The 15,503-nt window shown below is 69.2% G+C and carries 13 protein-coding genes; 10 read left to right on the forward strand and 3 right to left on the reverse strand.

Features of this window, described 5'->3' with window-relative positions; genetic code table 11:
- Nucleotides 1–228: 228 nt before the first annotated feature.
- The 4 genes from ACIQLD_RS13430 to ACIQLD_RS13445 all read left to right on the forward strand — a co-directional run bounded on the left by ACIQLD_RS13430 (nucleotide 229) and on the right by ACIQLD_RS13445 (nucleotide 4,163).
- The gene (locus tag ACIQLD_RS13430) at nucleotides 229–1,005 is read left to right on the forward strand and encodes a DUF2520 domain-containing protein (protein WP_402608594.1); all 777 of its coding nucleotides are present in this window, start codon (nucleotides 229–231) and stop codon (nucleotides 1,003–1,005) included.
- Complete coding sequence (panC, locus tag ACIQLD_RS13435; protein WP_402608596.1) at nucleotides 1,002–1,901, forward strand: pantoate--beta-alanine ligase; 900 nt, start codon at nucleotides 1,002–1,004, stop codon at nucleotides 1,899–1,901. Before ACIQLD_RS13430 ends, panC begins: the two co-directional genes overlap by 4 nt.
- Complete coding sequence (gene panB / locus ACIQLD_RS13440; RefSeq protein ID WP_402608598.1) at nucleotides 1,898–2,767, forward strand: 3-methyl-2-oxobutanoate hydroxymethyltransferase; 870 nt, start codon at nucleotides 1,898–1,900, stop codon at nucleotides 2,765–2,767. The genes panC and panB overlap by 4 nt, the downstream gene beginning before the upstream one ends.
- Nucleotides 2,768–2,894: 127 nt before the next feature.
- Entirely contained in the window at nucleotides 2,895–4,163 is a 1,269-nt protein-coding gene (locus ACIQLD_RS13445; RefSeq protein ID WP_402608599.1) for a hypothetical protein, read from the forward strand.
- Between the two features lie 30 nt (nucleotides 4,164–4,193).
- Here ACIQLD_RS13445 and ACIQLD_RS13450 read toward each other — a convergent pair whose 3' ends face one another.
- Both ACIQLD_RS13450 and ACIQLD_RS13455 read right to left on the reverse strand, forming a co-directional pair.
- Nucleotides 4,194–5,861, reverse strand: a complete 1,668-nt coding sequence (locus ACIQLD_RS13450; protein WP_402608601.1) for a glycosyltransferase family 2 protein — start codon at nucleotides 5,859–5,861, stop codon at nucleotides 4,194–4,196.
- Between the two features lie 177 nt (nucleotides 5,862–6,038).
- Nucleotides 6,039–6,317, reverse strand: a complete 279-nt coding sequence (locus ACIQLD_RS13455; RefSeq protein ID WP_402610271.1) for a helix-turn-helix domain-containing protein — start codon at nucleotides 6,315–6,317, stop codon at nucleotides 6,039–6,041.
- Between the two features lie 67 nt (nucleotides 6,318–6,384).
- Here ACIQLD_RS13455 and map point away from each other — a divergent pair, with 67 nt between their 5' ends.
- From map to ACIQLD_RS13480, 5 genes are all read left to right on the forward strand, one after another.
- Nucleotides 6,385–7,158, forward strand: a complete 774-nt coding sequence (gene map / locus ACIQLD_RS13460) for a type I methionyl aminopeptidase (protein WP_402608603.1) — start codon at nucleotides 6,385–6,387, stop codon at nucleotides 7,156–7,158.
- A gap of 64 nt (nucleotides 7,159–7,222) precedes the next feature.
- A complete protein-coding gene (locus tag ACIQLD_RS13465; RefSeq protein WP_402608606.1) occupies nucleotides 7,223–7,744 on the forward strand; it encodes a hypothetical protein in 522 nt (173 codons plus the stop codon).
- Between the two features lie 43 nt (nucleotides 7,745–7,787).
- The gene (locus ACIQLD_RS13470) at nucleotides 7,788–8,423 is read left to right on the forward strand and encodes a PadR family transcriptional regulator (protein ID WP_402608608.1); all 636 of its coding nucleotides are present in this window, start codon (nucleotides 7,788–7,790) and stop codon (nucleotides 8,421–8,423) included.
- Nucleotides 8,424–8,468: 45 nt separating this feature from the next.
- Nucleotides 8,469–10,172, forward strand: a complete 1,704-nt coding sequence (locus tag ACIQLD_RS13475; protein ID WP_402608610.1) for an ABC1 kinase family protein — start codon at nucleotides 8,469–8,471, stop codon at nucleotides 10,170–10,172.
- A gap of 187 nt (nucleotides 10,173–10,359) precedes the next feature.
- Nucleotides 10,360–12,360, forward strand: coding sequence for a BCCT family transporter (locus tag ACIQLD_RS13480; protein WP_402608612.1), 2,001 nt, complete (start codon nucleotides 10,360–10,362; stop codon nucleotides 12,358–12,360).
- Nucleotides 12,361–12,387: 27 nt separating this feature from the next.
- On the opposite strand, the gene ACIQLD_RS13485 is transcribed toward ACIQLD_RS13480, so the two are convergent.
- Nucleotides 12,388–14,016, reverse strand: coding sequence for an SDR family oxidoreductase (locus ACIQLD_RS13485; RefSeq protein ID WP_402608614.1), 1,629 nt, complete (start codon nucleotides 14,014–14,016; stop codon nucleotides 12,388–12,390).
- Between the two features lie 166 nt (nucleotides 14,017–14,182).
- Here ACIQLD_RS13485 and ACIQLD_RS13490 point away from each other — a divergent pair, with 166 nt between their 5' ends.
- On the forward strand, nucleotides 14,183–15,406 hold the full coding sequence (locus ACIQLD_RS13490) for an MFS transporter (RefSeq protein WP_402608616.1): 1,224 nt from the start codon (nucleotides 14,183–14,185) through the stop codon (nucleotides 15,404–15,406).
- Nucleotides 15,407–15,503: the final 97 nt, after the last annotated feature.

Genomic DNA, 15,503 nt, shown 5'->3' on the forward strand with positions numbered 1-15,503 from the left:
CCATCGTCATGAGGCGAAGGAGCCGGAAGTAGCGATCGCTCTTCCTGCGCCTCTGGGGCCGTCGATCCCACGGAGGGCGAAAAGTCAATCTTCGAGCGATTTGATTGCGCAGATGAATAACCCTCCTCCGTGAAGGTGTTGTCGTTATGCTCCCCGATTTGGTTCGGATGCTGCGCCGGGCGGATACTTCTCGCACCCGTGACCTGCCATCCGGTCCCGGGAGCCGACATGCAGACATCCTCTTCTCTCGCCCCAGGAACGACCATCGCCATCGTCGGCGCCGGCCGTCTCGGACGCGTACTCGCGCGGGTGCTGCGGGCCGCGGAGATCGAGGTGCTCGGTCCGATCGGGCGCGACGACCGGATCCCGGATGCCGACATCGTGCTCCTCTGCGTCCCGGACGCGTCGATCGCCGGGGTCGCCGTCGAGGCCCGGTCTCACGCGCGGTTCCTGGGACATGTCTCCGGCGCGACTGCGCTCGCGGATGTGGACTTCAGCCTCCATCCGCTGCAGACCTTCACCGGCACGGAGGGGGCCGAGGCGTTCCGCGACATCGGCGCCGCGATAGCCGGCCGCACCCCCGCAGCCCGCAGGGTCGGGGAAGAGCTCGCCGTCGCCCTCGGTGCGCGTCCGTTCGCGGTCGACGACATGCACCGCGCGAGCTACCACGCGGCTGCATCGTTCGCTTCGAACTTCGTCCTCACCGTGCTCGATTCCGCGGAATGCCTGGCCACGGCGGCGGGCATCCCCGACGACGAAGCGCGGGCGCTCCTGGCCCCGCTGATCCGCCGCACTGTCGAGAACTGGACGACGAGCGGCGCTGCTGCTGCTCTGACCGGACCCATCGCCCGCGGCGACGAGGCGACGGTCGCGCGCCAACGCGCCGCCGCCGCAGAGGCCGGCATCGACGACCTGTTCGACGCGCTCGCCGCAGCCACCCGTGCGATCGCCGCACGCCGCACCGCCGTCACCCCCGTCACGGCAACCGAGGAGTCGCACGCATGAGGATCCTCCGCACGATCCCCGAGGTCCGGGCGGCCGTCCGCGACGCCAGGGCCGAGAACAAGACGGTCGGCCTCGTTCCCACCATGGGCGCCTTCCACGACGGTCATCTCTCCCTCGTGCGCGCCGCACGCGATGAGTCCGATCTCGTCGTCGTCTCGCTCTTCGTCAATCCGACCCAGTTCGGCGCCGATGAAGACCTCGGTGCCTATCCGCGCGATGAGGCTCGCGATGCCGCGCTCGCCGAGGTCGAAGGCGTCGACATCCTCTTCGCTCCGGACGCGTCCGAGATCTATCCCGACGGGTTCGCGACGAACATCCACGTCGCGGGCCTCACCGACGTTCTCGATGGTGCGAGCCGCGGCGCGCACCACTTCGACGGCGTCGCCACGGTCGTCACGAAGCTGTTCGGGATCGTCCGCCCCGACACGGCCTACTTCGGGCAGAAGGATGCGCAGCAGGTGCTCGTCGTCCGTCGTGTCGTGCGTGACCTCGAACTCGATGTGCGGATCATGGCCTGCCCCATCGTGCGGGAAGCCGACGGACTCGCCATGAGCTCGCGGAACGTCTACCTCGATCCTGCCGCTCGGGAACAGGCGTCGGCGCTGAACCGCGCCCTCGACGCCGGTCTCGCGGTGCTCGAGGCGGGCGACCGTGATGCGGGCAGCATCCTCTCCGCCGCGCGCGACGTGCTCGGCGACGCGGGGATCGATCCCGAGTATCTCGAACTCCGTGACGCCGAGACGCTGCGCCCCCTCGCCCGCGTGGACCGCGACGCTCTCCTCGCCGTCGCCGCGCACGTGGGCGCCGCCCGCTTGATCGACAACCACGTCCTGCGCTTCGCCGATGCCTCGGACTCCATCGACACGAATCCCACCGATACGGAGACTCGCGCATGAGTGCTCACGCCGATTCCCGCGCCCGCGTCACCCTCGCCACCCTCGCTGCGAAGAGGTCGGCCCGTGAACCCATCGTCATGGTCACCGCCTACGACCACCCGAGCGCGCAGATCGTGGAGGCCGCGGGTGTCGATGTCGTGCTCGTGGGCGACTCCGCGGCGATGACCGTGCTCGGCTATGACAGCACGGTGCCGGTCACGATCGACGAGATGCTCATGCTGACCACGGCGGTGCGGCGCGGACTCCGGTCTCCTCTGCTCGTCGGCGACCTGCCGTTCGGATCGTACGAGGCCTCCGACGAGATCGCCATCGCGACCGCGCAGCGCTTCGTCAAAGAGGCCGGCTGCGACCTCGTCAAGATCGAACGTGGCGGCACGACCGTCGACCGGGCGCGTGCGCTCGTGCAGGCGGGCGTCCCTGTCGTCGGACATGTCGGGCTCACGCCGCAGACCGCCACCGCGCTCGGCGGATACCGCGCTCAGGGGCGCACCGCCGAGGCCGCGCTGACCGTGATCGACGACGCCCTCGCGCTGCAGGCGGCCGGGTGCTCGATGCTCGTGGTCGAGGCGGTGCCCTCCGAGGTGACCGCCGCGCTCATGCCGCTGCTCGACATCCCGGTGATCGGCATCGGCGCCGGGGCGGATGCCGATGGGCAGGTGCTCGTCTTCCACGACCTGCTCGGTCTCTACGACGGTGGGGCGGCGAAGTTCGTCAAGCGCTACGCCGATCTGCGCGCCGCCGCGATCACGGGTGTGGAGGCCTACGTGGCCGAGGTGCGCGCCGGGGTCTACCCGGCGGCGGAGCACGGGTACGGGATGCCGACGGGCGAGGCGGCGCGTCTCGTGGAACTGCTCGCCGAACGGTAGATCGCGTTGGGCCACGCGGCTGCTCGTCGTTGCGGCTCTCCTGCACAGCCTCCGTCTTCGACGAGTTGTCGACACCTCGTGCTTCCGGGGCGGGGAGTGCAGTCGTTGGCGCTCTAGCGTTGCGCGGATGAACCTCTCACAGCATGTGAACGTCACATGGGCACTTCACGTCGGGTTGTCTGTCGCCGATCGTCCTGAACTCACCCGAGTCATCCGCGTGCCACGCGACGCCCCCTCCTACTGGGTCGTGGAGGCGTACCGCCTCAGTCTCGGGCTCGAACCCGACGTCCCCGAGAGCGAGGAGGAAGCCGACCCGCCACCCCTCATCGATCTCCTGCCCTGGCGATGTCGCACGCAGCAGGTCTCGATCCCCGGCGTCGCCGAGTCAGTCGACGTGACGATCACCGGTCCGTTCGAGACCCGTATGGGCGATCCGCGGGTCAGCGTCGTCGATGCGGTCCCTGCTGACGAGGATGAGCGGGTTGCGGGGGATTGGCAGACGCGACGCCCGCCGTTCCGGGCGGAGCATGTGGAGTTCGAGCTCGCACAGCGCTTCGGCCTGGTGCAGCCGCGCCTCGACCCGTCGGTCGGGGGAGTGGTCGGCGACGCCCTGCGCGACCCCTCACCGCTGGCGTCGCTGTGCGAGTCGTTGAGTCCGGTGCGTCGGCTGGCTCTTCTCGCGCACCTCGAAGACACAGGGCTGATCGACGCCGCACCGCCCGATTCGGTGACGGGTGATTCGGTGACGGCTGACTCGACGACGGTGGAGACCGTGGCGGAGGGGCTGCGGGCGCTGGTGGCGCAGATCGGTGCCGATGGCGTCGAGCAGGATCCGGCGGACGGATGGCTGCCCCGCGCGGTCGCAGCCCGCGCCGTCGAGGTCCTCGGGTGGCCGGACGCGGCGCCTCCCGGCCGGCCTGACCCCGCGGAGGCTCTGGTGCTGCTCGCACGTCGCACGAAGGCGGTCCGCCGATTTCGCGGGCGCGTCGTGGTCACTCACCGCGGGCAGGCACTGGCGAAGGGCGAGCGGGGTGCATTCGCGCGGATCGTCGAGGCCGTCCGCGCGATCGGAAGAGAGGGGATGTTCCCCAGCGGGCAGCCGCGCACGGTGACCCTGGCGCTGCTGGCCGTCGCCGATGGCTCGGTCGCGACGTTCGATGAGCTTCCCGAGTTCATCGAACGCGGTGAGGCGGCCGTGGCGGAGGGGCGACGAGGCGGAGCTTGGGGTTTCGAATGGTCGCTGCGATCGCGTCAGGAGGATGGTGCGGACCGCCGTTTCGGTCACCGAGACGCGGCGGGGCGGGTGATCGAGATCCTGTGCCCACTCTCGTCGCCGGGAGCGTTCGGCTCGATCACTCCAGCGATGCGCGCCGTCGCACGAGCGGCTGTGCGTTGACTCCGCTGGTGGCGGGCAGGGCTGGCGGCGTCAGTGGCGCCGCACGAGTGCTCGTATCCGTCGGACCGTGCGCCCGGCGAAGTCCTTCGCGCGACCACCCGGCCATTCACGGCGAAGCTCGACCGTGCCGTCGTCCGCAGCCACAAGCGTGCAGCTTCGGCCGGCGAGCAGCGGTGACCTTCCCGCGCGCGCGAGAACCGCCGGGGCGGCGACGAGCGGAGTCTCGAAGGTCCAGCCCATTCGCCGGATCTTCACGGTCAGAGCGCCTCCACGCGACTCGTCGTCCGGGCCGAACACCTTCACAGGGTCGATCGATATGCGGGCGGCGTCGAGGTCGCGGGGCTGCCGACCTCCGACACGGCGCTCGGCACCGGTCTCGCCGTCGGTGAGGAAGAGGTCGAGTCGATCGTTGCGAAGCTCGCGGTCGGCGACGAGAACGGTCTCCGGAAGACCGTCGATCGTCGAGACGGGGAGCGAGATCAGGCGCGTCACCTTCTTCTTCTTCTTGGAGACGGGTGCCTGGGCATCCGAACCCGAGGATTCCGCAGCCGGGGCCTCGGCGACAGTGGATTCGAAGACGAAGGCATCGCGCCCATCCCTCGTGAGGGTCACGCGGAGCGTCAGGTGCAGGCCGCCGCCGCGAGACCAGCGCGCCTCGGTCACCACGGCACGGCACGTGATGTCGGCCTCGAAGTGCGCGAGTGCCAGCAGGTCTTCGCGACGATCCGCCCGGAGCAGCGCCGCGCGGATCCGGTGCGGGAAGCCGAGTCCGGCATCGACGCCCGGTCCGAACGTCTTCTGCACCAGAGGGGTGACGACGTCGAGCAGGCGGTCGCGGTATTCATCGGGATACCGGACCATCTGTCGCCCGGAGAGCCGCTTCAGGATCTTGCCGCGGAACCAGTGCCGCAGAAGCCGGTCGCGCAGCTTTCCCGGTTCGGTGTGCGCCTCGACGAGGTCGAGCACCGTCTCGAGATGGGGGAAGTACGATTCCGGGTCGATGCGCGAAGAACTCGCGCTGCCCGGCTCTTTGACCCAGGCGTAGCAGGGTTCGCTCGCGAGGATCGAGATCGTCGACGCGGCGAAGTACGCCTGCATCACGAACAGATGATCCTCGAGGCGTACTTTTCCCTCGGGGAAGCGGATGCCGTTGCTCCGCAGGAAGGAGGTGCGGAACATCTTGTGAGGGGTGAGCATCTCCAGAAGCGGGTCGGTTCCGAGGACCGCGTTGGGGACGTCGTGGCTGAAGATGCGGCTCGGCAGACGACGGCCGATGCCCACTTCCTTGCCCACGATCACATCGGACGAGTGCTGGTCGGCATATTCGCACAGCTTCTCGAGCGCACCGTCGAACAGGTAGTCGTCCTGGTCGACGAACTGCACGTACGTTCCGCGAGCAGCGTCGACGCCATGGTTGCGGGGCATGCCGGGCCAGCCGGAGTGCTCGAGCGACAGCACCCGCACGTGCGGGCGGTCGCGGGCGATGGCGGCCAACCGTGCGCCGGTAGGCTCACCGGATCCGTCGTCGCAGAGGAGAACCTCGAACGAGGAGGTGCCCAGAGTCTGTCGATCGAGCGACGCGATGAGGTCGTCGAACGAGGGCCCTGGTCGGTACACCGGGACGATCACACTCACACGGATGCTGTCCGTGGATGCCTTGCTCGTCTCCGGCCGATCACTCTGTGACAAACGTCCCACTCCCCCAAGTCGACAATCCCCCGAGCTAAACACGACTTCCTGTGTGCGTCACCGGGCTTGCGCGACGGCCGGGCGTGTGCGCGGTTCGCGCACACGGCGCACGACGATCGGAAGCCGCGCGGCCCGGCGAAGTGCCTGAGCGGACGAGGGGACCGATCGGAGAAGCCTGCGGGAATCTCAGGAGGCGATGCTCTGCGCGCGCGAGTCGCCGGCACGCGAACCGACTTCGGCCCACACAGCATCCAGGGAGATGCCCAGCACGTCGGACACGGCCGCGATCGTCGAGAAGGCGGGGGTGGCCACGCGGCCGGATTCGATCTTCCGCAGCGTCTCGGGAGAGATGCCGGCATCGAGCGCCACGCTCAGCATCGACCGCTCACCGCGGGCTCGGCGCAGCAGCGCTCCCAGGCGCTCGCCGCGTTCGACGTCGGCCGGGCTCAGAGGCATGCGGACCATCATGATGCCCATTGTAATCCCGGGATAGTATTACCGGGATAGTTATTGGAAACCCGGAGGGAACCCCATGATCGAGATCCTGAACGCCGAGGAGCTCGTCCGCGCCAGGGCTGCCGGCGCGCTCGTCGGCGACATCCTGCAGGCGCTGAAGACCCGCGCCGCGGTCGGCGTGAACCTGCTCGACCTCGACCGATGGGCCCGCGAGATGATCGAGGATGCCGGGGCTGAATCCTGCTACGTCGACTATGCGCCGTCATTCGGGCGGGGGTCCTTCGGGCACTATGTCTGCACGGCAGTGAATGACGCCGTGCTGCACGGCATGCCCCACGACTATCGACTCGTCGATGGCGACCTGCTCACGCTCGACCTGGCGGTCACTCTGCGTGGAGTCTCCGCCGATGCCGCCATCAGCTTCGTCGTCGGCGAGAATCCCGCGGCAGAAGACCTCGCGCTGATCGCGACGACCGAGCGCGCGCTCGCCGCGGCCATCGCCGCCGCCCGCCCGGGTGCGCGCATCGGCGACCTCTCACATGCCATCGGCTCGGTCCTGAGTGCCGACGGTTATCCGATCAACCTCGAGTTCGGGGGTCACGGCATCGGCTCCACCATGCATCAGGACCCGCACGTCGCGAACGATGGGCGACCGGGCAGGGGCTACAAACTCCGCCCCGGCCTGCTGCTCGCCCTCGAGCCCTGGGTCATGGTGGACACCGACGAACTCCGCACGGATGCGGACGGGTGGACACTGCGCAGCGCGACCGGATGCCGTACGGCCCACAGCGAGCACACGATCGCGATCACCGAGCACGGCGCTGAGATCCTCACCCTCCCGTCGCGCTGAATGCTTCCGGCACGCAGAGCACTCCCGTCGCGCTGACCCGGTCCGGACCCCTACAGTGAATCCCATGCGCGACGCGGCGTCTCTCGAGTGGACTCAGGTCGACCTCACCAGCCGCCGTGGCGCATGGGGTCAGCGCATCACGGCGGGCCTGCTGGTCGCGTCGGGTGTGATCGGCTTCGCGGTGAGCTTCCCCGCGCTGTCTGCGCGGTGGTGGGAGCTTGCTCTCCTCGGCTTCGGGTGTCTGCTCATGGTGCTGCTGGGCATCGGACTCTGGATCAACGCGAGCGTGAATGCGGACGAGACCGTCACGCTGAAGGAGGCGGGGGTCCGCGTCGCCCTGCCGGTGGTCGCGGCCTTCGAGACGACCGACGAGGCCGTCCGGTACCAGCTGCAGCTGCGTCTCCCCGAGCCCGCCGATGTCGGCCGCGAGTACCTGGTGCACGCGTGCGGCGACAGTCGATGCATCGCCGCAGGGCGTGCAGCGCCGAACGCCGAGCTGCCGGTGCTGCTTGATGCGAAGGCGAAGAAGTGGGGCGTCATCCACGGGGCCGACGCATCGGAAACTCTCACCCCACCTTCAGGGTGAACGATATATCGTTGAGTATCGTTCACCCCAGCAGGAGGTCATCATGAACAACGCATTCCCCTCCAACCCGTTCGGCGGCAACAGCGGCTCCGGGAGCAACGGCGGACCCGGAGGACTCTTCGGCGGATCCGGCTTCGGCACGGGCCCTGGCGGCCCGGCGTCCGCGATCTTCGAAGCCATGGACCAGCTCCGCAAGTCGTTCGAGTCCCGCCCCTCCGGCGGCTCGCGCATGGCCCGCGGCGATGTCCGCACGGCGGTGCTCTCCCTGCTCGGCGAGAAGCCGATGCACGGGTATCAGATCATCAACGAGATCGCCGAGCGCAGCGGCGGCACCTGGAAGCCGAGCGCCGGCTCCGTGTACCCGACACTGCAGCTGCTCGCCGACGAAGGACTCATCGAGGCCGAGGAGCAGAACGGTCGCAAGACCTACTCGCTCACCGAGGCCGGCCGGGCGATCGCCGACGAGAACTCCGAGACCCCCGCTCCGTGGGAGTCGTCGTCCGGCAAGGACGGCCACCGCGACAGCGCCCGCTTCAACGCTCTGCCCAAGGCCGGCGTCGATCTCGCCGCCGCGGCAGCGCAGGTCGGTCGCAGCGGTTCGGCCGAGCAGGTGCAGCAGACGATCGAGGTCCTCGACGAGGCCCGCCGTAGGCTGTACTCGATCCTCGCGCAGGACTGACCGCGCAGTGCGGCATCAAGTGGGGACCCGCGAAGGAGCCACGCGATGACGGATGCTGCGGCACAGGGCGTTCACCGCGCCAGGTACCGCCGCATCCTGTCGTTCGCCGGCCGGGAATTCCTGAAGATCTGGTGGTTCGAACTCGTCCTTCCGCGATTCGGGATGAGCAGGATCGCGGAGCGCACACGCGGCCAGCGGATGCAGACGTTCGCGCGTCGCTTCCATGCTCTCGCGGTCGAGCTCGGCGGACTCATGATCAAGGTGGGACAGTTCATGTCGTCGCGCCTCGATGTGCTGCCGCCGGAGATCACGAAAGAGCTCGAAGGTCTGCAGGACGAGGTCCCTCCGGTCCCCACGCCCGCGATCCGTGCGCTCGCCGAAGCCGAGCTGGGCATCCCGCTCGAGCGCGCCTACGCCTGGTTCGATGAGACTCCGGTCGCCGCGGCATCCCTCGGGCAGGTGCACCGCGCCAGGCTCTCCGACCTCGACGCCGCCGACACCGGCCTGGACGAGGTCGTCGTCAAGGTGCAGCGCCCCGGCATCGACGAGATCGTGGCGGTCGACCTCGCGGCCCTTCGCCGGGTCGCCCGCTGGCTGACGCGTGTGCGCATCGTCGCCGACCGGGTGGATGCGCCCGCGCTCGTCGAGGAGTTCGCCGCGACCAGCCTCGAGGAGATCGACTACCTGCACGAAGCCGCGAGCGCCGAGAGGTTCCGCGAGAACTTCGCCGACGACCCGCGCGTCGACACTCCGGAGATCGTCTGGGAGCGCTCGACGCGTCGGGTGCTCACGCTCTCCGACGTCACGGCCATCAAGATCAACGACACCGATGCCCTCCGCGCGGCCGGTATCGATCCGTCCGAGGTCGCCGCCGTGTTCGCCGAGGTCATGTTCGACCAGGTGTTCACCCACAGCTTCGTGCACGCCGACCCGCACCCCGGCAACATCTTCGTCACGCCGGTTCCCTCGACCCCAGGAGAGCCGGGGCGGGGGTTCCGCCTCACCTTCATCGACTTCGGCATGATGGCCGAGATCCCCGCGAGCCTCCGCGACGGATTGCGCACACTCCTGATCGCGGTCGCCGGTCGCGACAGTCGGGGCCTTGTCGCTGCGGCGCAGGAGATCGGGGTGCTGCTGCCCTCGGCCGACACCAACGAGCTCGAACGCGCCCTGACCACGTTGTTCGCCCGGTTCGGCGGCATGGGCTTCGCCGAGCTGAGCAAGGTCGACCCGCGCGAGTTCCGCGACTTCGCGGAGGAGTTCGGCGACATGGTGCGCTCGCTTCCGCTGCAGTTGCCCGAGAACATGCTGCTGCTCATCCGGGCCGTCTCGCTGACGTCGGGCATGTGCAGTGGACTCGACCCCGCGTTCAACGTGTGGGACGCCGCCGAACCCTATGCCGGGCGTCTGCTGCGCGACGAGAGCGGCAACATCGTGCAGGCTTTCGCGAGCCAGGCGATGGGCACCATGAGCACGACCTGGAATCTGCCAGGACGCATCGACAGGATCATCACCCGCATCGACGACGGCAACGTCTCGTTCGACACCTCGCGGCTGGAGCGTCGCCTCGACCGGCTCGAGGGCATCGCCCGCCGCATCGCCTCGGGGGTGCTGTTCGCGGCACTGCTCATCGGAGGTGCGTTGCTGGTCCCGTCTGTGGCGCCGTTGGGCATCACGCTGATCTGCGTGTCGGTGCTCCCGCTGCTGCACTCCCTGTTCGCAGGGTTCGGCCGCCGCGGTCCGCGCTAACCAGCGAGCGGCTCGGGCGCTGTTCGGGAGGACAGGCGATCACGCCGGATCAGGCGCCTTTCGGGCGAATCGGCCTGATTCGACGTGATCGCCTGATCTCCCGCGCTGCAGTCCGCCACGCCCGAGGCCGAGCCGCCTCACGTTCGAGCACCACGGTCGGACGCCTCCCGTGACAGGATGGGATGCCATGGAGACCCCTGACGAGAAGCCCGACGAACGCTCCGCAGGACACAATCCTCCGCGCCCCCGCACAGATGCCGTCGGCACGGGAGCGAACCGCCTCCCGACGAAGGCCACCGAGACCGCGCGAAAGATCGTCCGCGACATCGCCGCCGTCCCCCCGCGCAGCGTGCACCCGGCGCTCGTGCCCGGCGTCTCGGTCGAAGAGACCGGGCGCACGTACCGCACCGACCCGCTCGTGTTCGGCGTCGCGGTCGCCCTCACCCTCGCCTTCATCGCGTGGGGAGTGTTCGCGGGAGACAACCTGGCCGGCACGACTCGCACGGTGCTCGACTGGGTGGTGGAGTACTTCGGCTTCTTCTTCACGACCATCGCCACGGTCATCCTCGTCTTCATGCTGTTCGTCGGCTTCAGCCGCTACGGGCGCATCCCGCTCGGTCGTGATGACGAAGAGCCCGAGTTCTCGATGTTCTCGTGGATCTCGATGCTGTTCGCCGCCGGCATGGGCATCGGCCTGGTGTTCTGGGGCGCTGCCGAGCCGCTGAACTTCTTCGAGAACCCACCTCCCGGCACCGTCGAGGCGAACACCCTCGACGCGATGCACACGGCGCAGACGCAGGTGCTCTATCACTGGGGTCCGCAGGCGTGGGCGTTCTACGCGCTCGTGGGTGGTGCCATCGCGTACGGGGCCTTCCGTCGCGGTCGCACCCCGCTCATCTCCTCGATCTTCGCGCCGCTGCTCGGCGAGGGCCGCACGACCGGCCCCCTCGGCCGCACGATCGACATCTTCTCGATCATCGTGACGCTGTTCGGCACCGCCGCATCGCTCGGCCTCGGCGCCCTGCAGATCGGGCACGGCGTCGAGATCGTCAGCGGTGCGGGCCCGCTCGGCAACGGCGTGCTGATCGCCGCCATCGCCGTGCTCACCGCCTGCTTCATCGCCTCCGCTGTGTCTGGCGTCTCGAAGGGCATCCGCGCGCTGTCGAACATCAACGCCGTCGTCGCGCTGCTGCTGGCGTTCTTCGTCTTCTTCGTCGGACCGACCCTCCTCATCCTGAACGTGATCCCCTCGGTCGCCGTGCAGTTCATCGGTGATCTTCCGCAGATGATCGGCCGCTCCGCTTCGCAGGGCGAAGCCGCGCAGACGTTCCTGTCGAGCTGGACGATCTTCTACTGGGCCTGGTGGATCTCCTGGTCGCCGTTCGTCGGCATGTTCATCGCCAAGATCTCGCGCGGCCGCACCCTGCGTCAGTTCGTGTCGGTCGTCATCGTCGTCCCGTCCGCCATCTCGTTGGTCTGGTTCGCGATCTTCGGCACCACGGCGATCCAGCAGCAGATGAGCGGAGCGAACCTCACGGTCGATCCTCCGGAGGAAGTGCTGTTCGGTGTGCTGGAGAACCTGCCGTTCTCGCTGATCACCAGCATCGTGCTCATCCTGCTGATCGCGATCTTCTTCGTCACCGGTGCGGATTCCGCCTCGCTCGTGATGGGCACCCTGTCGCAGCAGGGGCGTCCGGAGCCGGCGCGCTGGGTCGCGGTGGTCTGGGGTGTGCTGGTCGGCGTGATCGCCGCCGTGCTGCTCGTCACGGGTGAAGAGGGCAGCGGCTTGAAGTCTCTGCAGAACGTGACCATCATCGCCGCGCTGCCGTTCGCGATCATCATGGCGTTCATGATGGTCGCGTTCATGAAGGACCTGCGGCGCGACCCGCTGATCCTGCGTGAGCGTTACGCCCGCGCCGCCGTGCGGCACAGCGTCATGGCGGGGCTCGAGGAGTACGGTGACGACTTCGCGTTGGTGCCGGTCGAGTACGACCATTCCGAGGACGATCTCGACTGGATCGACGAGTCGACCGTCGATGACTCGCTCGCCGAGGTGTACGAGGCCGCGACCGAGGCGATCGACATCATCCCGCCGGCCGAGGTGGATGCGGTCGTCGACGCGGCGCTGGAGGACGGACCGGTCTCTCCCGATGCCGCGGACGCTCCGGATCAGCCGCGCGCGGACTGACCCGGGAGGGGCGCGGAGATCAGGCGATCACGCCGGATCAGGCACCTTCTGCGGAGATCGGCCGGAATCGGCGGGTTCGCCTGATGCGGCGGCGTCTGCCTGCTCTGCCTTCGCCTCTTCGGCAGCGGCCGTGATGCGCGCGGCCATGCCGGCGAAGATCGCTCCGTGGAACGGCAGGACGGCGAGCCAGTACAGGCGCCCGGTCAGGCCGCGGGGAAAGAAGATCGCGCGCTGCTCATAGCGGGCGCCACCGCGGTGTGACGCGTCGTCGGGAACGGCGCGCAACTCCAGCCACGCCTCGCCCGGCACCTTCATCTCGGCGCGGAGGCGCAGGAGCGATCCGGCGTCCGTCGACTCGACCGCTTCGACGCGCCAGAAGTCGATCGCGTCGCCCACGCGGGCGGCGGTGCGGCTGCGGCGGCCGCGGTTGAGGCCGACGCCACCGACGATGCGGTCCATCCATCCGCGCACCGCCCACAGCAGTGGCGAGGAGTACCAGCCGTTCTCACCTCCGATGCCGAGGATCACGCGCCACAGCTCCGCCGGCGAGGCGGCCGTCGCGACGGAACGGGAGTCGGTGAACACCGTGCGACCAGCCCATTCCGGGTCGCTCGGCAGCGGATCGCTGGGCGCACCGGAGACCTCGGAATCCTGCCAGCTCGTCTCGATGGAGTCGCCGCGCACTCGACCGAGCGCCAGGTCGACCGCGCGTCGGTACGGAGTCAGGCCGCCTTCGGGGCGGGGGATGAGCTCGTCGACCTCGTGGTCCTTCATGATGCACTCGTTCTGCAGCGACGCGACGAGCGGGCGGGCGATCGACCGCGGCACCGGGGTCACCAGGTTCACCCAGTGCGAGGCGAGTCCGGGAGTCAACACCGGGAGGGCAGCGATCGCGCGCTGGCGGAGCCCGGCTTCGACCGCGTAGCCGTTCATCATCTGGCCGTAGCGCAGCACATCGGGGCCGCCGATGTCGACGGCGCGGTTCACGTCGGGGCCCACCCGCGCCGCCCCGAGCAGATAGTGCAGCACGTCGCGCACGGCGATGGGCTGGATGCGGTTGCGCACCCACTTCGGCGCAGGCATGTAGGGCAGCACGTCGGTGAGATGACGGATCATCTCGAACGAGGCCGAACCCGATCCGATCACGACGCCCGCTTGCAGCACGAGGGTCGGCACGCCGGATCGCAGGAAGATCTCGCCCACGTGCACGCGCGAGCGCAGGTGCGGTGAGAGCTTCGCGTCGTCGGGATGCAGTCCACCGAGGTAGACGATCCGACGTGCTCCTGCGTGGGCTGCGGCCGCGGCGACCGTCGTCGCCGCGCGCTCGTCGCTCTCCTCGAAACCCTTGCCCGCCGACATCGAGTGGATCAGGTAGGACACGATGTCGACGTCGTCCATGGCCGAGGCGACGGCATCCGCGTCATCCGCCGAGCCCTCGACGATCTCGCATTCGGGGCCCCAGGGGAACGAGGCCGCACGCGTCGCATCCCGCGCCAGGACCCGCACCCGGTATCCGGCGTTCAGCAGCCGCGGGGTCAACCGCCCGCCGATGTATCCGGTCGCGCCGAGCACGAGCGCGCGGGGCGCGGAACCGTCGTCGCGAGGGACGGCACGCAGCGTCGCTTCGCGGCCGGTGGGCTGGGTGAGTTCGGACATGCCACGAGCGTAGGCCGGGCGACGGGTCCGAGGAACGGGGTTGCGGGGCATGGCGACGGTCGGTAAGAGGGGCGCGCGGTGGCTCACGGGGTACCGGCAGGATTCGTCGGGCCGGACGGCGGATCCGTGTCGGCGCCGACCCTCGAAGCATCGTACGATCGTAGACATGGCTTCAATCGAATCGATTCGACGACCGGCGCCGGATCAGGCGTCCCGACGCGCGCGCATCGCCGTCTCTGCGCTCTTCCTGACGAACGGGGCCCTGTTCGCGAACATCCTGCCGCGCTATCCCGAGATCAAGTCCGCGCTCGGGCTGGACAACCTGGGCTACGGTTTCGCGATCGCCGCCTTCCCCGCCGGCGCGATCGCCGCTGGGCTCCTCGCGGCCGTGCTGATCCGGCGATTCGGGTCGGCGCGCATCGCCGTCATCGGCACCGTGTTGACGAGCCTGGGGCTTCTGTCGGCCGCACTCGCGCCGTCGGGCGTGCTGTTCGCCGTCGCGCTGTTCCTCGGCGGAGCATCCGACGCCATCACCGACGTCGCGCAGAACGCCCACGGCCTGCGGGTGCAACGCCGTTACGGGCGTTCGATCATCAACGGCTTCCACGCGATCTGGTCGATCGGTGCCGTGCTGGGGGGCGCGATGGCCGCCGTCGCGATCGCGCTGCAGCTGCCGCTCGGTGTGCATCTGGGCATCTCCACGGCCGTCTTCGCCGCCGTCGCTCTCGTCGCCCTGCGGTTCTGCCTCCCCGGCCGCGACGACGAGGTCGACGAGGAGGCGACCGCGGAACCCGCCGAGCTCGCCGGAGCGCTGCGTCGGGGCGTGACCCCGCGCACGGTGATCGCGATCATCGCGCTGACCCTCATCGCGATGGCGGGCGCCGTCGCCGAGGATGCGGGCAACTCGTGGGCGACCCTGTACCTCGCCGATTCGCTCGGGGCTGCGGCCGCGATCGCCCCGCTCGGCTTCATCGCCCTGGTCGGCGCTCAGTTCGTCGGCCGGATCATCGGAGATCCACTCACCGACCGCTTCGGGCAGCGCTGGGTCGCGAGAGTCGGCGGCATCATCGCCGCGACCGGGATGACCCTCGCGCTCGCGTTCCCGTCCGTGCCCGGCACGATCCTGGGGTTCGCGGCCGTGGGCTTCGGCATCGCCACCCTGATTCCCGCGGCCATGCATGCCGCCGATGAGCTGCCGGGGCTGCGGGCCGGCGTCGGGCTCACGATCGTGTCATGGCTGCTGCGTCTCGGCTTCCTGCTGTCGCCGCCGTTCGTGGGGTACATCGCCGAGAACGAGAGTCTGCGCGCCGGGCTCCTCGTCGCTCCGGTCGCCGCCCTGGTCGCCGTGCTGCTGGCGGGGTTCCTGGAGAAGCGCCGACCGCGCAGCTGACCTTCGGCCCCGCCGTGCGGATGGCGCACAGATGTCGGGAGGATGCACGCATGCAGGGAGTTCTCGCGGCGATTCGTCCTTCATCCGTGAATGCTCC

Origin of the sequence: Microbacterium sp. NPDC091662 (assembly GCF_044756705.1) — a bacterium.
Taxonomy (GTDB): domain Bacteria; phylum Actinomycetota; class Actinomycetes; order Actinomycetales; family Microbacteriaceae; genus Microbacterium.